Below are 16,744 nucleotides of genomic sequence, written 5' to 3' on the forward strand. Positions count from 1 at the left end.
GCAGCTCTCGCTCAATCCCCCGCATTCGCGGCCGGCGGGGGAACGGCCCGCATGGCGACCTTGGGGGCCGTCGAGCCTTTCGATCGGTTAACGATGACCACGCCGAGGATCGCGATCGCGCCACCGATCATTGCCGGCGTGGTCGGCGCCTCGTGCAGCGTGACCCACGTCAGCAGGATCGTCATCGGTGGCATCAGGTAGACCAGCACCGCAAGCCGTGATGCCGGCACGTGGATGAGCGCGTACGCCCACAGCGTGTTGGCGATGGCCGCGGGGAAGATGCCGAGGTAGACGATGCCCAGCGTCGCGTGCAGCGGTGCCGCACGCACTTGTCCGATCAGGCTGCCGATCCACGGCGTCAGCAGCAGCGTGCCAAAGCAGATCGCGTAGGTGGTAACCCTGGTCGCGCCCACCCGCTGCGTCACCGGCCGCTGCACCACCGCCCAGATCGCCGCGAAGAACGCCGCCAGCAGGACGAAGAGCGCGCCGGTCGACAGCTGCAGGTGCCCGTCCTTGCCGACCGCGATCAGCATCGCGCCGGCGCAACTGACGGCAATGCCGATCCAGCCGACCGGTTGCAGGCGCTCGCGCAGGAACGCCACCGCAGTGCCGCGGTGAAGACCGGCGACGTGGCGATGATCATGGCGACCGTGCCGGCATCAACCGTCATCGCACCGTAGTTCAGCGACGAATGATAGAACCCCACGCCCACCACGCCGATCGTGGCCACGATCGGCCATTCGCGTTTCGGCAGGCTCAGCGAGCGCTTCGCGCCCGACATCAGCAGCATCGTCACCGACGCCGCGATGAACCGCCCGAGCGTCAACTCGAACGGGCCGTACCCGTTGGCCAGCGCATGGCGGATCATCGGGAACGCCGACGCCCAGAGAACCAACGTGATTGCCGCCGCCAGAGCCACCGACCCATTCATGTGCCGAATCGTATCGATGGCGACGCCGAAAGCACGCGATACGGAAAGGCTTGTCTGGCTTTCCGTGGCATGGGCGTCTCGCCCATGCATGTCATGAGGCCAGATGATTTGATTTGTTGATGCGGAACGGTCGGCGTGGTTTGCCACAAATAAAATCTGTCATTCCAGACTACACGCATGGGCGTCTCGCCCATGCCACGGCCGGAGCATCACGATCCTCGTCGCCAGGCAATTAGCGCCGTTGCGACGAAAAACCCGCCCAACATTGCCAGCGGTGGCGTGAGGCTGACGCGGTTCGCGTCGCGCGGGAGGTCGAGCGGTGTGACGACCGCGGGGTTCACCACCGCGCCGCCGGTGCGCTCGGCGAGGGCGCGCATGGCGGCGTAATCGTTGCCGATGGCCGCGAATTCCGGCGCATAGCGGGCCGGCAACGCGCGGCGGGCGATGACTTGGCCATCGTGCAGCACCGTCGCCAACGCGGCGCTCGGTGACGGATCGATCGTCAACTCATATCGTCCCGGCGCGACCTGCGGGACGGGCCGTGACTCCCCGGTGATGTCCAACACAACCGCGGCGCCGTTCAGCGGTCGACCTCGTTCGACGGCGTCAATGAGCATCCGCGTGCCGTTCTTCGACTCATCCCAACGCACCGCAAACCGCTCATCCCGCGGCGGGCGAGCCAGCCGCTCGGTTGCCAGCGCCACGGTCGCGGTGGGGGGCGTGTAGGCGAAGGCAATCACCCGACCCGTGCCGGCGTTCCACCAGGCCGCCAGCGGTTCGCCACCGGCAGTGTTCGTCGCGACGACCGTGGCGCCCGCGCGCGGCCAGAGCGGGTTCCACGGCGCCGCTTCGACATCGCCGGCCGTCGCAAGTTCGCCACTGAACCCGCCGCGAGCCGGAGACGTGCGAAGCTCGCCTGCAATGGCGGCGCGCAACAGCTGAGCCGCAGCGCGCGACCAGCGGGCGGGGTCGGCTTCCGTCACCACCGTGCCACCGGTCGCAACGGCGATCTGGGCAAGCGAGTCGCTCGCGGGGCCGTTGCCGATCGACAGAACGTTGAGCCTAGATGCCGCGTTGCGCAGTTGCTCGACGCGTGGCGCAACGTTTACCGGATCGGCGCCGCCATCGGTGATCAGAAGGATCTGGCGGGCCTTGGAACTTGGCGCCGCGACGATCGCGTCCAGCGCGGCCGCGAGGTTCGTCGGACCATTGGGCGCGATGGGTGGGGCGGTGGCGATCGCGGGCAGCGTGTCGGTGACGCTGCGGCCGGTGCTCCACCAGCGCACGTCGCGCGCGAACGAGCCGACCGACACGGTGTCGTTCGGTGGCAGCGCCGCCACCGCGGTGCGCGCAGCGGTGACGGCGGCATCGAAGCGCGTGCCGCCACCGCCTGCAGGGGCGGCCATCGAACCGCTGGCGTCGGTCAGGATCGTCCATTCGACCGTCGGTTGCGGCGGGGAACTAGCCAGCGGTGACAACGCGTCGAGCGCACTTCCCGCGTACCCACCAGCGGTGAACGCCGCGTCACCCCCGAGCAGGATCAGCGTGCCACCCAGCCGCCGGACGTAGCGGTCGAGCAATAGCTGCCGTTGCAGCGGCAACTCGTCGATCGACACGTTTTGCAGCACGATCACCGAGACGCCGAGCAACGCAGTGGCGTCGGTCGGCAGGTCGGCCGGCGCGAAGCGTCGCCACGGCGCGCCAGGATCGTCACGGCCAACCCACCAGCGTTCGAGATCGGTTGGTGGCGGTCGGACCGTCGCCATCGCGTCGTTCTCGGGCCAGTTGTCGCCGGTCGATAGACGCACGGCCGCACGATCGGCGTTTGGCGAGAGGTCGGCCTGTAGCGTGTAGTCGCCGGCGATGCGATCCGGAGCGGAATCGCTGACGCCGGTCCAAACGATTTCGCGCGGCGGACCATTGTTCGCGAACGCAGCTCGAAGCTGATTCATTTGCACGTCGACCGATGACATGCGCGCATCGACCGGGCGGTCCAACGCCGGGTCAATCACGATGTACGTCGGCGGGGCGGTCGCGGGAAGCTCGAAGCGCCCATCGCTGAAGACGATCGCGACGCCGCTGGCGGGTGGCGTGAAGATCGTGCGGTCGGCGGGCAGGTCGGGCAGGGGGTCGCCGGGTGGGGGCGTCGTGGTGGTTGTGCCGGCGAAGTATTGCAGTTGATACGGGCGGTCGCCCAGCAGTTGGCCCAGCCGGCGCTGGAGGGCTTGCGGGCCGCGGTACGTTGCGCCGCGCGTGCTTGCCGAGAGGTCGACCAGCACGGTGATGTCCTCGGCCGATGCGCTGCCGTCGTACGTCGGCTGGCCGGCGGCGATGGCGAGGCAGGCGGCGGCGATGATGGCAAGGATCTTTGTCGCGCGGGGAAGTGTTCGCCGCCACAGCAGCAGGGTGAAGATGCCCACCATCAGCAACGCGATCGCCAGCAGCGTCGGCGAGCGAAGTTGGATGAGGGGGAGAGACACGGCAATTGTAGAAAGGTCGCCACTTGCTTAGGAGATGCGCTCCGGTCCCTCTCCCGGTACGCCGGGAGAGGTTAGGTGAGGGTGATTTATTCGTATGTCCCAGAGTCGTCAGCAGTCCGAATCACCCCCACCCAGCCTCCCCCGGAGTACCAGGAGATGGGCAGGAATGGCGTTCGTTGCTGCTGGCTATGCCTCTTCCACCAGCGCGACGCCATAGCCCGGCAGGCGCAGTTCGCCGGTCTTGGCGAGGGTGCCATTACCACTGATGATCTTCGCGCCGAGCAAGCCATGAACGCGCTGGCCACCGGCGGCGTGGTTCAGCAAGGCGAGGTAGCGACGTTTGCCGTTCGATCGGGCGATCATCTCCACCGACTGGCTCGCCTGGGCCATCGGCTCTAGTGAAAGTTCCGCGGTCAAGTGCGTCAGCAGCGCGGCGACGGCGGCGGGCGTGGCGTATCCGCCAACGTAGTAGACGCGGCCCTTGCCGACCCTGTTGACGGTGACGGCCGGCGATTCGCCCAGCAGCGCGTCGCTGCCGGTCCACCAGGCCAGTGGCGTGGCGGCTAACGGGCGCAGGCGCTCGACGAACGCGTTGAACGGCAACGTGGCGCCGCTGGCCAGGCGGGCGTCGCGCGTCTCGTTGTCCGACAACGTCGTCCAGTCTTCAACCTCTACACCGGCCAGCTTGCGCAGCAGGCCGGGCAGCGGCATTTCCACGATGTGCAATCGATCGTCGTGCAGGCCCGACTGCGCCCCCAGCACCAGCGTGCCGCCGGCGGTGACGTAGTCGGTCATCTTCTTGGCGATCGCCTTGGTGACGATCTTCATGTGCGGCGCGACGAGCAACCGGTAGCCCGCCCAATCCGTCGCCGGCCACACCTGGTCGACGCTGAGGTGCCGCCGGCCCGCCTCGTGCAGCCATCGGGCCGATTCCCACGCGCCTTCTTTTACGTACGTGTTAATGCGACCCTCGTTGGTCTCGTTATCGAAGTCGCGCAACACCGCGATCGCCTTCACCGGCTTGGCTGCTAGAAATTCCTTCGGCAGCGCGAGGAATTCCTTGCCCGCCTGCACGGCTTCGCTCAGCCGACGGTTATCGCGGTCGTCCTGATCGAGAATGCCGTGCCAGTGCTGTTCGGAACCATACGGGCACGTGCGCCAGCGGAAGTACAGGACGCCGTTAGCCCCGTGCACGACCGATTGCCACGCGTACAAACGCATCTGCCCCGGGCGCGGGGTGCGCAGCAGGTAGTGCATTTGCCCGCCGGGGCCGGATTGTTGTTCCAGCACGGCGTACGGGAACGACAGGCTGCGCGCCTGCTGCAAGGGGAACGCGTACGACCACCAGTCGCCGTCGTTGTTGAAGTGTGGATATTGATCGTGGCTGAAAAAGTCCAGCTCGGCCGCCAGCTTCGGGCCGTCGATGTTCTTGAAGAGGCCGTTGTGGGTGATCTTCCACTTGCGGTCGTGGGCGCGCAGGATGTCGGCCTGCCGTTTGGCGAACGCCACGACGGTGTCGCTGATGAAGCGCACCTCGTCGAGCTGCGCGTGTGGGTTCTGGTACGTGGCGGTGGGGTGGGGCAAATCGATCTGGTCCCACGCGTCGTAGGTCTGGCTCCAGAACCGCGTGCCCCAGGCGTCGTTCAGCTTCTCCAGGGTCTTGTACTTGCCCTTGCACCAGGCGCGGAACGCCAGCGTGTCGCTGGGGGCGTAGCTGACATCCATGTGGCAGTTGAACTCGTTGTCCAGCTGCCAGGCGAGGATCTGGTCGTCCCCCTCGTAGTGCTCGGCCAGCGCGGTCACCAGGCGGTCGGACAGGTCCAGGTACTTCTGCGACGTGTAGTTGTAGTTTCGGCGGCTGCCGTGCGCCATGGGCTGGCGGTTGAAGTTCCAGCGGAGCACTTCCGGGTAGTTCTTCGCCACCCAAGCCGGGCCGGCGTAGGTGGGGGTGCCCATGATCACCTTCACCTTGTGCTTGCGGCACAAATCGATCACGCGGTCGAACATCTCGAACTGGTAACGGCCCTCCTGCGGTTCCCAGTAGCTCCAGGCCCCTTCGCCTAGTCGCACGACGTTGAACCCCGCTGCCGCGATGCGGGCGATGTCGGACGCATGGCGGGACGCGTCCCAGTGCTCCGGGTAGTAGCAGACGCCGTAGTGAAAGCGGTCGAGCATAATGCGAGGGGCTCCGGGTCTAGAGCAGGGGACATTCTCGCGTAGCGAGTGCCCGCTGGGTGCCACGGTTTGGTACGCCAAGCCGTGCCTGCCGCACGCCCGAGACACGGCTTGGCGTACCAAACCGTGGCACCCGAACGCTACGGCAAGGTGCGCCCTGCTCTAGAGGTCGCAGCAGGGTAACCCAGCGGAGCGGAAGCGAGAAGCGGTCGGCGGCTGGCGTGAGGACGCGCGGTCCGGCAAATCGAGCGTTGACAGCCCGAGCTTGCAATGGGAAAACCGCTCAAAATGGACATCACCCCCGCCGCGCCGCTTCCTCCGGAACTACCGCAAATGCCACCCACCGCACCCTGGAAGCGCCGGCTGCGCCTGGCAGGCATTATCGCAATCAACGGCGTGCTGGTCGCGATGATCATCGGCCTGCTCCTGGCTACCTGGATGCCGGCGTACATCTTCAAGAACCCGCAGATTGAAATCGGCGAGACGCGGAGCAAGTGAAGCACGACGTGGAAGAAATGCGCGGCGCGTTGCGCTAGCGTTGCATCGATCGCGCAGCGCGCCCGTAGAGATGGATAGTGTGCTCTTTGACAACTGAATAGCCGACGCGCGTGGCATGGTGAACGTTGTCGTCATCACCCGATGGTGCAAAATGGTGCATAATGGTGCATGAATCCATGTTTTGCCTTACCCAGACCGCCGCGGCCGCGATGATCGTGGCATGGGCGTCTCGCCCATGCGTGTGGAGTGGGATAAGAGGTGCAGTTTGTTGGCTGTTGCGCCGAACGAGATGCTGAAGCGAATTTTATCTTATGGCCTCATCACTAGCATGGGCGAGACGCCCATGCCACGGTTGAGTGAATGTACACCACCTCAACCAGCAACTGCCGTTCACTCGTGCCGCAGGGCTTCGATGGGGTTCATCCGAGCGGCCATCATCGCGGGGTAGAGGCCGAAGCCGATGCCGATCAGGGCGCTGACGACGAAGCTGCCGATGACGCTCCAGGGGGTGATGTTCGTCGGGTAGCTCTGCTCGCTGACGTACGCGACCATAATCGGCAGCAGCTTGGCGAACCCCATGCCGAGGCTGATGCCGATCAGGCCGCCACCGATGCTGATCGTGGTGGTCTCGATCAAAAACTGCAGCGTGATGTGCCGCCGTTTGGCGCCAAGGGCCCGGCGGATGCCGATCTCCTTCGTGCGCTCGGTGACGGTCGCGAGCATGATGTTCATGATGCCGATGCCGCCGACCACCAGGCTGAAGCTGGCGATGCCCACCATGATGAAGTTGAACATGCGGTTGAGCCGCTCGGCGTTGCGCAGGATCTGGATCGGCGCCTTTACCGTGAAGTCGACGTTGCGCTTGTGACCGATCTCCAGGATGTTCTGCGCGACGCTGGCGATCTTCTCGACGTCCTCGATTCGGTTGGCCTGCAGCCAGACCTCGCTGAGCTCGATCACCTTCCGTTCGACGCTGCCCGACTGGCGCTTCACGTTGGTGTCGCCGAACCGATCGGCCGCCAGCGACAGGGGGAAGTAGACGTCCTGGTCGAGGTCGCGATCGATGACGGCGGCGCCGTCGGAACCGGCGCGCAGGCCGGTGGGTTCGAGGACGCCGATGATCGTCAGCGTCACGTTGGCCGACGCGCTGGTGCCGACCTTCAGGGTCGAGCCGATCGGGTCCTGATAGGGGAACAGCTGCCGGGCGACGGTCGAGCCGATCACGCAGACCGCCTCGCTGCGGTCGTACTGCAGGCCGGTGAAGAGGTTGCCGCGTGACAGCTTGAGGTTGACGACCTCGAAGACGTTGGGCGTGGTGCCGATCGCGTTGGCGCCGAAGGCGCGGGTGTCGCCACGGCTGACGTTCTGCTCGGTGTCGCGAAGGGGGACGACGGCGGCCAGGCCGGGCAGCTCGCGCAGGCGGGCGAGGTCGATGCGCTTGATGCCGTACTGCAGCACCCGCTGCGCGCGACCGGACGACTCGTTCTCGGCCGGTCGGACCGACCGGATGACGATGTTCTTGGCGCCCAGCTTGTCCATCTGTTCGCGGGCCGACTGTTTGGCCCCCTCACCGATCGACACCATGATGATGACCGCCGCCACCCCGAAAATGATGCCCATCGCGGTCAGCAGGCTGCGCAGCTTGTGCAACCGCAGGTTGCGCAGCGCGAGGATCAGGGTTTCTTTGAGGAAGGAGAACATAGCGTCCGAGGTCAGTGGTTCGTGGTCAGTTGTGATGGGCGGCCAGATCGTGCATAGTCAGCAGCGCGGTGTGGAACACGTTCCCGCACGACGGATTACGGACCACTGACCACGGACATCCCATGACCATCTTCCAGAAAATCATCGACCGGCAGATCCCGGCCAAGATCGCGTACGAGGACGACAAGTATATCGTGATTCACGACGTCAGTCCGCAGGCGCCGGTACATTTGCTGGCGATCCCGAAAAAGCCGATCGCGACGCTGAACGACCTGCAGGCGGGCGACGCCGAGCTGGTGGGCGGGCTGTTCCTGGTGGGCAAGAAGGTGATGAACGAGCTCGGCCACACCGATTACCGCACGGTGTTCAATTGCGGCGCCGGCGCGCAGCAGTCGGTCTTCCAACTGCACTTGCACCTGCTGGCCGGCCGCGCGTTCACCTGGCCACCGGGCTGACGTCGACCGAGCCATCGCCGGACTGGCCGCTACAGTAGCCAGTGCCTCCCGCATCCCTGGCAACCCGCGAGCCCGCGCCGGTAGCGGCCTGCTTACCGTGTGAAGTCGCTCACGCTCACGTCGGCCTGCCAGGTCGATGCCGGCATCTCGAACGGCGTCACCTGCCCCCGCAGGCGGTCGCTCGACCAGTGGGCCGCAGCGGCCATGTCGCCGGACATCTGCACGGCCGCGGCCGACAGGATTCCCTTGGTCTTCTCGTGCTTCCGGTTGCCGACCGCTTTGATCGCCTCCATCTGAACGTCGGAGCTTTCCTCGAGGTCGCCGACGATGCCACCGAAGCGACCGAAGATCGCATCGACGTTGGGCGCGCCCAGCACGCCCACCGACCAGATGGCGGCGGCTCGGGTGCTCGAGGAGTAAGACTTCTGCGGAATCAGCTTGGAAACGGCGGCGCTGGTCGGTTCGTGACCCAGCAAAGTGCCGGCGACGATCGCGTTCGTCGCGGCGGCGTGCGCCGTCGGCTTCTGCTCGGTTGCGATCTGATCCGCCGTCGCCCGTTGGATGGCTGTCACCAGTGCCGGACCGGCCGCTGCGTCACCGATTTGACCGAGCGACCTGGCGACCTGCGCCACCAGCACCCAATCCGCGTCCTCCAGCAGCTTCACGTGCCGCTCGAACCCCTCGTGGCTCGCGAGCTGGCCCAGCACGTACGACCCGTCCTCGCGGCGGCGCGGGTTGGCGTGGTCCAACAGCGCCATGGCAGCGGCGGACGCGGGTTGACCGATCGCCACCAGCGCCTCACGCGCCGCTGTGTGCAACGGGGTGTACGGGTCGTCCAGCTGCTTTACCAACGGCTCGATCGCCGCCGGCCCCGGCACCTTTGCCAGCGCGATCGCTGCGGCGGTGCGGACGGATTCATCCGGGTCGCTCAGCATCGCGATGCCGCGCGTCCGCGCGGCGTCGGCGCTCAGCAGGTTCGGCAATGCCGCCACGGCATAGCGGCGAACGGTCGGGTGGTCGTGCTTCAACAGATCGACGACCCCTTGTGCATGCGGGGTCGCCTTCAGCGTGCCCAATGCCTCGATCGCGGACGACTGAACCAGCACGCTGTCGTCGGCCAACAGTCGCGCGATTGCGTCGGCCTGCGCGGTAACGCCCGCCCGTGCCAGCGCCGTGGCGGCCGCGGCGCGCAACATGGGATCCTCCGACGAAAGCTGCCCAGCGATGCCGGCGGCTTGATCGGCGCTGGCGACGGCAAGGGCGGCGGCGGCGACCGTGCGGTCGGCGTCATTCAAACCGGCGGTGACGAGATCGCCACTGCCCACCGCGGCTGCAGATCGGACGGCATTATCGCGCACGGTCGGGTCCGCATCGGTCGCGAGCCGCACGAGCGCGGCTGCGCTCTCGGGCGACTTGAACGTCCCCAGCGCCGCCGCGGCCGCCGCCCGCACGATGGCGTCGGGGTCGCTTGCCGCCTCGATGATCGCCGGCAGCGCAGCGGGCAGTTCCGTGGCGCCCAGGTCGCTAACCAGCTCGGCCCGCCGCTCGCGCGTCTGGCCCGGGCGCTTCAGCTCGGCCGCTAACAGCTGGGCGGTGCGCGGCACGGTCGTGTTGACGCGATCGGGCTGCGGTAGCCCCAGCGCGTCGGTGCCGAAGGGTAACGGCTTGTCGATCGGGGGCAGATCGACCGTCTTGGCTAGCGCCGGGCCCGCGAGCAGCAGCATTGCGATCAGGGTGCGATGGATGGGCATAACGTCTCTTTCGATGGACTTCCGAACCCCTTCGACTCTCCGGACCTCACTAACCCTGCTTCAGCAGCTGCCCCAGGCGCACGCGGGCGGCCAACAGCATCACCAGGCAAAGGCACGCGATGACGATCAGGTGCGTCTGCCACAGTTCCTGCACGGCCCGCGAGCCGGTGGGCATCAGGCTCAGGCCCATCACGAGCGGGCTGACCATCGACATCCACGCCGCGATGTTCTCACCGAGCTGCGTGCCCGCAGCGAAGTAGGGGAGCAGCGGCAGAATGAAGATCGCGGCGCAGATGAGGTACGCCGTCACCGTCGCGCGGGCGGTGTTGTCGAAGAAGCTGCTGGCGGCCAGGCCGACCGTGCAGCAGAGCAGCGCCGCCAGCGCGACGACCGGCAGCAGCAGCAGGAACCGCTGCGGATAGCTCGGATCGACAAAGCAGACCGCCCCGTATGCCGGCAAGAGCGCCAGCACGGGCAGCAGCGCCGCCGGTAGCGAGGGCAGCAGTTTGCCCCAGAAGATCTTGCCACCGCCTAAAGGCGTCAGGCGCAGCGTCTCGAACGTGCCGCTCTCGATCTCGCTGCTGATGCCGGGGCTGGTCAGGCTGGGGTCGATCAGCGCAATCAGGCCGAGCTGCAGCGCGACGAGCACGGTGGCAACGTGTGCTAACAGGTTGGTCTGCTCGACGCCGCCGTACAGGCTCATGACGGCCAGGCCGAGCGAGAGGACGAGCGACGCGTAGAACGAGCGGATCATCCAACGGCCGCTGCGCAGGGCGTTGGTGCGGTTCTCTTTGCCCATGATGGGGTTGAAGGAGCCGAGCGGCTTGCGCTGCTTCTTGTCGTCGATCAGGAACATGACCTTACGGCCGATCGAGCGGTTCTCCACCGCGATCGCGCCACCGGGCATGCGATCGCTTTCGGCCGGTGGCTTGCGCAGCTTGGCGACGATGGCAGCAAAGCAGACGGCGGTGACGATCAGCGCCAGCGGCACGAACGCCTGCCAGATCGGCACGAGGCCTTCGTCGGGCCGGCCACCGAACTGGGCGCCACCGGCATCCGGCCGCAGCACGCTGAGCGCAGCTGCGACGGGGGAGAGTGCGCGGGCGTAATGCAGCAGCGAAGCAAATGGGCCGCTCGTCTCGCGCAACACCAGCGCCGCCGGCACCAGCACGCCACCGCATAGCACGAGCACCGCGACGTACGAGATCACCAGCGCGTTGGACGTTTGCCGGCTGAAGGCTGAGACGGTAAGCGACACCATCGCCAAGAAGATCGCGGCGACGATCAGGATGATGTAGCTGTAGAGCAGGTTCTCGACGTTCACATCCCCGCGCCACACCAGCAGCGCCACGAAGGGCAGGCCCGCGATGATCAGCAGCACCGGAAAGCTGATGGCCGACAGGATCTTGCCGATCACGATCTGCCCGGCCGACAGCCGCGACGCGTAGAGCATCTCGAACGTGTTGCCGTCGCGCTCCCCCGAGATCGCGGTGGCCGCGATGCCGGGGACGAACAGCGTGAGAAGCACGAGCTGCCCGATCACGATGCCCAGCAGCAGGTCATCCCGCCCCTGCGCCGCCACCGCCAGCACGCCACCCTGCGGCCAACTGGTGAGCACCATGAACGCCAGCACCGCAACAAATGCGATCTGAATCGCCGCGACGCGCGGGAGGCGGAGGAGGTTGAGGAGGTCTTTTCTTAGTACTGGATTCATCGTTATCACTTCTTGAAGAACCGCGTCTCTACTTCGTCAGCGACATAAACACGTCTTCCAGATCCGCCGGCACTTCGGCGAAGTTCGAGACGGGGATGCCTTTCTTCAGCAGGGCAAGCAGCGCCATCGCCAGGTGCTGTTCGTCGGCCTGCACCTCGTAGCGAAGCACATTGGGCTCGTTCGACTCGATCGGTTCCCAGCCCTCCATGCCGGCCAGGACTTCCTTGGCGGCGTTCACGTGCTTGACGACCTGCACCTGCATCAGGCGCTTTTGACGCACCGTGCGCATGATGTCTTGAACCGCGCCGTTGGCAACCAGCTTGCCCTGCTGAAGGATGCCCACCGTGTCGCAGACGTCGGCCAACTCGGGCAGGATGTGGGACGAGACCAGCACGGCCTTACCCAGGTCGGCCAGCTCGCGCAGCAGGCGGCGCATCTCGATGCGGGCGCGCGGGTCGATCGTGGCGGCCGGCTCGTCGAGGATCAGCACCTGCGGGTCGTGCAGCAGCGTCTTGGCGATGCCGACGCGCTGCTTCATGCCGCGGCTGAGCGCGCCCACCAGCTTGTCGCGGAACTCGAACGAGTTGGCGATCTTCAGGCAGTAGTCGATGCGCTCCGGCCGGGCCTTACGCGGGATCTTGTAGGCGGCGGCGAAGAAGTCCAGGTACTCCCAGACGCGCAGCGTTGGGTAGACGCCAAAGTTGTCGGGCAAAAAGCCGACGAGCTGTTTAATGCGATCCTTGTCGTTCGTCACGTCCTCACCGGCGATGCTCGCCTTGCCCTCGGTGGGGTCCAGCAGGCCGCAGAGGATGCGGAACGTGGTCGTCTTGCCGGCACCGTTGGGCCCGATGTAGCCGAAGACCTCGCCCTTGTGGATGTTCAGCGTGAGGTTGTCCAGCGCCAGGTGTTGGCCGTAGCGCTTGGTCAGGTTCTCGGTCTGCAGGATGACTTGGTCGCGTTGAATGGGCATGTTCGAGGTTCCGGAGGTTGATGTGGGTCGTTTGATGCTGAATCGGTCGAGCAGACGTATGAGTACTGCGATCGGTCAAGATGCCAGGCGTCTCAGTCGCCGGACGGGGCGGCCGCGTTGACGCGCCCCTCGATGTCCAGGCCAAGGTCGTTGATGTTCCACAGCGGCACCACGCCGGCCGAAAGGGGGGGCGCCTCGATCTCCAGCGACAGCCAGACGGTGCCCGTCTCGTCGAAGTCGGCGGGCGTCAGGTCGAACGTCACCGGCTCGCGCTGGCCGAACGTGCGGTCCCACCGTGCGACGACCTCGCCGGTCGACATCGCGCTTTCGACCAGTTCGCCGTCGCGCACCTGGCCGCGGCGGACGATCATCGACTGCACGGGCAGCGAGACGTTGGCCCGCAGCGTGGCGCGCGTTGGCGTCAACTGGCCGATCTCGCGCGGCGGGCGGAAGCCGATCTGCCACAGCCCTGGCTGGCTCGAGGGCAGCCACGTGCCCGTCGTCACGTCCAGCACCGCAATCGCGGTCTTGCCCGTCACCGGCGTGTTGAAACCCGCATCCACCTTCACGGTGGTACCAGGTTCCGACGGTCGAAGGTTCACCGGAAACAGCGCCAGCCGCAGCGAACGGTCCAACTGCGGCGTTACGGACGGGTCGATGATCGACGGCAGCTCGCCGCCCTCAACCCAGCCACCAATCTGCAGGCGAGTGCCTCCGCTTGGTGGGGCGGCGCCGAGCGACTGGGCCGGCGTCAGGACCGACGACAGCACCAGCGCCCGCAGCTTGTCGGTATCGGTCAGGATCGGCCCGGCGTTCAGGTACTTCTGTGCCCGCGCCGCCACCTGGTCGGGTGACGACTGGGCCGACGAGCCGGACGAGTCGCTGGCGACGGCGCCACCGGTGTTACGTGCATCGGGCGCAACGGGCGTTTCCGATTTGCCCTGTTCCAGTGGCGACAAGCGGTAGACGCTGCCGCCGCTGGTTAATACGGGGGCCTGGAGTGCTGCACCCAGTTCGTTGTCGACCGACAGCCGCAGGCCCTCCTCACCGAACTGCCCCGTGGCGGTGGCGCCGATGCCGGGGGGCGTGCTGGCGCTGGCCTGCCAGACGCGGTCGATCCGGCGAGCGGCGGCGCCGGCGCCGGGCACGGTGAACGTGTCGGCGAGCAGGGTGGGGGCGTCGCTACCGTCGTAGGCGAACGGCTGCAGCGTAGCGCCGGGCAGGCGCGTGGTGAGCGTCAGGTCGGCCACGTCACCCGTGAAGGCGGCCATCTCCTGAATCAACCCGCCACGATCGGCCAAGTTCATGACCGACACGCGGCCGGCCGTCAGCGGCACTTGCTTTTGCGAGAGCAGCCCCATTCCCACTAGCGCCGCCGCCACGCCCAGCGCTACCACCGAGGTCGCAGCGAAGGCCCACGGCCGGCGCGCGCCGCGCCAAACCAACTGCAGTGCGACCACCACCACCGCAAACCCCGCAGCCAGCGCGACCGCGATCGTGCGCGGCGGGGCGGGCGTGCCGATCATCTCACCCAGGATGTCAGGCGATTGCGCGGGCAGGCGGCTCGCATCCCATGAGATCTGCGGACGCGACAGGCCCAGCAGCTCGGTCCAGAAGTCACGCATCCGCTCTTCGTCCCACTTGGGCGCGTTGACCGGGAAGCTGGTGAAGACGATGCGTCCCAGGCCCAACTGCCGGTAGGCGGCGTGCACGTAATGTTTGTCGGCCAGCAGAACCGTTGCCCCGTCGGCGGCGACCGCCTCGGTAATCTCGACCGGCTCGCGCAGTTCCACGGGGCCGGCCGTCGTCTGGATGCGGCCGGCCAATCGGTGGCCGATCGTGCGCACGGGCATCAGCGGCTCGAGCCACGTGCCGCGCACGTCGCTCTGGCCCAAGGGAGCGTAGATCCCCAGCGTGCCACCGGAGCGCACATATGAAAGCAGGGCCGCCTGCTCGGCGGGAGTCGCCTCGGCGACCGCAACATCCAGGAGATGGATGGCCCGGTACCCGTCGTAGGCGACCGGGTGGGGCGACAGGTTATCGGTGGAAATGCTCACGAGCGCCACCGGCACGCCCAGCGTTTCCGAAGCAGGCTTGCGCAGCGCGAAGGCGTCGTACGGGTCGCGGTCGTCACCCTCGCCGCCCTGTATGCCCAGCATTGTCGCGGCGCCGCCTTCGCCACCTTCACCGTCGGCCGCCGATTTCAGCAGCAGGTCGGTCTGAGCGAGCTTGCCGCCTCCCTCGAGCCACTCGAATATCGCCAGGGGTTTGCCACCCTGCCCGGCGCGCGGGCGATCCGGGTTTTCACCCAGCGGGGCGTACATGACGGTGTAGATGCGCGCGTTGGCCGGCACGGGAATGGCGGCGCTGAGCAGCAACGGCCCGTCGACGCCGGGCACGCGCGCCTCCACGCGGCCGTCGATGGCGCGGTTCGTGTCGTTCGTCAGCGTCACGCGCAGCGGCACCCACGCGCCCGGCACGTACTCCGGTGACCCGAAACGGTTCACCACCGATATGCTCGGTTCCGCCCATGCGTTGGGTGACGCCGTCACCAGCAACACCAGCGCAATCCAGAACGAACTCATCCAAAAACGCAAGCTCTGCGGCAGACGTCGCGATCGAATGGCAACCTCCGGCCAAAGGGGGAACGAGCCACGCGAGCCCGACCCGGGGAATTGAGTTCGGGAATCTATCAAAGCGGACGCTAACTGCAAAGATGGGAATCGCGAAGTGACGGATTTGGATTGAAAGGAAGTCGGTCACGGCAGTCACGCAAATCGTCCGAGCGCGCTTCGCACCTGACGGTCCGGCGACCGAAGCGGACGACATTGTTGTCGCGGCAGACTTCGGTGATGGAGGTTGCAGCCGATCTCGGTGCTCGTCCTGCTGATAGGCCAAGGGCGGGACGCCCACGCTACGTGAAGAGTGGACGCGACCAACTGCCCAACACCGCCGAAGGATGACGATTCGCGGCGGTTTCCCCGTTATGCGTAAACAAAAAAAGAAGACACCGGTGTTTCCACACGGTGTCTTCCGGAGGGGAGAAAATGCGCCATTGCGCAAGCGTTCTAGGTTGCCTATCTTAGCATAGCTAGGCTAGGTGGCTTGGGTCAATCTTTATTTTCAAAGCCAACAGGCCTTCCTAAAATCGATCGGCGAACGAGGTGCGAGTTCTCCAGCAAAAAGCGTTTGAATCGGTCCCACTTGAGGAACTTTATCCTGTTTACCGGGCCAAATTACGATTGTGGGGGTGACAGGCGCCGCCGGCGCGTGCCACTGGCCCGGCTGCGTTCCATGTCCTGTTTCAGGGTCTCGACGCCGTCGCGGATGCGGTCGGTCGCGGTTTCGAGCGACAGCCGCTCACCGTTGTCGGTCGAGAGCTTCACCGGGTCGCCGAAGCGCACGTGCGAACGCCCGGCGGTGCGGAATGCGGTCAGCATCTCCATGCCGCGCGGTGAGCCATCGAGGTACGCCGGGTACAACGGCACGCCGGTCTTCATCGCCATCATCGCGACACCGGTCTGAAATGGCATGAGGTTGCGGTCCGTCTCGATTTTGCCTTCCGGGAAAATGCCCAGCACCTTGCCGGCGTCCAGCGCCCGCAGCGCCGCGCGGGTGGCCGACGAGTCGCGCCCGTTGCGCGAGACGGGGATCGCCTCGATCATCCGGAAGAACCAGCCGATCGACTGGATCTCGTAGTACTCCTTGGCCATCATCCAGACGATGACCCGGTTCGACATCGCCTGCAATAGCAACGGGTCGAGCCCGCTCATGTGATTGCAGACCAGAATTGCCGGCCCGGTGCGCGGCAGCCGACAAGGCGTTTGCACCTGCAGTTGCTGGAACGTGCTGCAGTACAGCCGGTTGACCGCGCGGAAGAACCGCACCTTCGGGCGCGTTTCCAGCGGACGGGGATCGACGCGTTCACCTGTTGCTTCCACGCGCGAAGTTGTACCGCGGATGGACCGATCGCGGGAGGGCGCGGTGTGATTGTGAGATGCAGGCCGGGACTTCTCGGTACAATCACTACTGGGACCATTAAAGACACCGGTCGACGAGGGGCGGAAAG

General features: G+C 66.3%; 12 protein-coding genes. 2 read left to right on the forward strand and 10 right to left on the reverse strand.

Annotated features, from left to right (window positions below):
* Positions 1-11 precede the first annotated feature (11 nt).
* From VGN72_23225 to VGN72_23240, 4 genes are all read right to left on the reverse strand, one after another.
* Complete coding sequence (locus tag VGN72_23225) at positions 12-602, reverse strand: DMT family transporter (protein ID HEV7302270.1); 591 nt, start codon at positions 600-602, stop codon at positions 12-14.
* Positions 527-931 carry a DMT family transporter gene (locus tag VGN72_23230; GenBank protein HEV7302271.1) on the reverse strand — a complete coding sequence of 135 codons (405 nt, stop codon included), beginning with the start codon at positions 929-931 and terminating at the stop codon, positions 527-529. Before VGN72_23230 ends, VGN72_23225 begins: the two co-directional genes overlap by 76 nt.
* Before the next feature lie 209 nt (positions 932-1,140).
* Positions 1,141-3,411 carry a vWA domain-containing protein gene (locus VGN72_23235; GenBank protein HEV7302272.1) on the reverse strand — a complete coding sequence of 757 codons (2,271 nt, stop codon included), beginning with the start codon at positions 3,409-3,411 and terminating at the stop codon, positions 1,141-1,143.
* Between the two features lie 186 nt (positions 3,412-3,597).
* Complete coding sequence (locus VGN72_23240; GenBank protein ID HEV7302273.1) at positions 3,598-5,586, reverse strand: beta-galactosidase; 1,989 nt, start codon at positions 5,584-5,586, stop codon at positions 3,598-3,600.
* Between the two features lie 270 nt (positions 5,587-5,856).
* Here VGN72_23240 and VGN72_23245 point away from each other — a divergent pair, with 270 nt between their 5' ends.
* Positions 5,857-6,084, forward strand: a complete 228-nt coding sequence (locus tag VGN72_23245; GenBank protein ID HEV7302274.1) for a hypothetical protein — start codon at positions 5,857-5,859, stop codon at positions 6,082-6,084.
* 390 nt (positions 6,085-6,474) lie between these two features.
* Here VGN72_23245 and VGN72_23250 read toward each other — a convergent pair whose 3' ends face one another.
* Complete coding sequence (locus VGN72_23250) at positions 6,475-7,785, reverse strand: ABC transporter permease (GenBank protein HEV7302275.1); 1,311 nt, start codon at positions 7,783-7,785, stop codon at positions 6,475-6,477.
* 122 nt (positions 7,786-7,907) lie between these two features.
* Here VGN72_23250 and VGN72_23255 point away from each other — a divergent pair, with 122 nt between their 5' ends.
* Positions 7,908-8,240, forward strand: coding sequence for a histidine triad nucleotide-binding protein (locus VGN72_23255; GenBank protein HEV7302276.1), 333 nt, complete (start codon positions 7,908-7,910; stop codon positions 8,238-8,240).
* Positions 8,241-8,332: 92 nt separating this feature from the next.
* On the opposite strand, the gene VGN72_23260 is transcribed toward VGN72_23255, so the two are convergent.
* The 5 genes from VGN72_23260 to VGN72_23280 form a co-directional block, all read right to left on the reverse strand.
* Positions 8,333-9,991, reverse strand: coding sequence for a HEAT repeat domain-containing protein (locus tag VGN72_23260; protein HEV7302277.1), 1,659 nt, complete (start codon positions 9,989-9,991; stop codon positions 8,333-8,335).
* Positions 9,992-10,040: 49 nt separating this feature from the next.
* Positions 10,041-11,705 carry an ABC transporter permease gene (locus tag VGN72_23265; protein ID HEV7302278.1) on the reverse strand — a complete coding sequence of 555 codons (1,665 nt, stop codon included), beginning with the start codon at positions 11,703-11,705 and terminating at the stop codon, positions 10,041-10,043.
* A 28-nt stretch (positions 11,706-11,733) separates the two neighbouring features.
* Positions 11,734-12,675, reverse strand: coding sequence for an ABC transporter ATP-binding protein (locus VGN72_23270; protein ID HEV7302279.1), 942 nt, complete (start codon positions 12,673-12,675; stop codon positions 11,734-11,736).
* A 92-nt stretch (positions 12,676-12,767) separates the two neighbouring features.
* A complete protein-coding gene (locus tag VGN72_23275; protein ID HEV7302280.1) occupies positions 12,768-15,260 on the reverse strand; it encodes a hypothetical protein in 2,493 nt (830 codons plus the stop codon).
* Between the two features lie 651 nt (positions 15,261-15,911).
* Complete coding sequence (locus VGN72_23280) at positions 15,912-16,616, reverse strand: lysophospholipid acyltransferase family protein (GenBank protein ID HEV7302281.1); 705 nt, start codon at positions 16,614-16,616, stop codon at positions 15,912-15,914.
* Positions 16,617-16,744: the final 128 nt, after the last annotated feature.

Source organism: Tepidisphaeraceae bacterium (genome assembly GCA_035998445.1).
In the GTDB taxonomy this organism is placed as follows: domain Bacteria; phylum Planctomycetota; class Phycisphaerae; order Tepidisphaerales; family Tepidisphaeraceae; genus DASYHQ01.

Bases quoted from the DNA above. Each gene is read 5' to 3' on its own strand.
- VGN72_23270 (HEV7302279.1), bottom strand. From the start codon at position 12,675: ATGCCCATTCAACGCGACCAAGTCATCCTGCAGACCGAGAACCTGACC.
- VGN72_23255 (HEV7302276.1), top strand. From the start codon at position 7,908: ATGACCATCTTCCAGAAAATCATCGACCGGCAGATCCCGGCCAAGATC.
- VGN72_23250 (HEV7302275.1), bottom strand. From the start codon at position 7,785: ATGTTCTCCTTCCTCAAAGAAACCCTGATCCTCGCGCTGCGCAACCTG.
- VGN72_23240 (HEV7302273.1), bottom strand. From the start codon at position 5,586: ATGCTCGACCGCTTTCACTACGGCGTCTGCTACTACCCGGAGCACTGG.
- VGN72_23265 (HEV7302278.1), bottom strand. From the start codon at position 11,705: ATGAATCCAGTACTAAGAAAAGACCTCCTCAACCTCCTCCGCCTCCCG.
- VGN72_23260 (HEV7302277.1), bottom strand. From the start codon at position 9,991: ATGCCCATCCATCGCACCCTGATCGCAATGCTGCTGCTCGCGGGCCCG.
- VGN72_23230 (HEV7302271.1), bottom strand. From the start codon at position 931: ATGAATGGGTCGGTGGCTCTGGCGGCGGCAATCACGTTGGTTCTCTGG.
- VGN72_23245 (HEV7302274.1), top strand. From the start codon at position 5,857: ATGGGAAAACCGCTCAAAATGGACATCACCCCCGCCGCGCCGCTTCCT.
- VGN72_23275 (HEV7302280.1), bottom strand. From the start codon at position 15,260: ATGAGTTCGTTCTGGATTGCGCTGGTGTTGCTGGTGACGGCGTCACCC.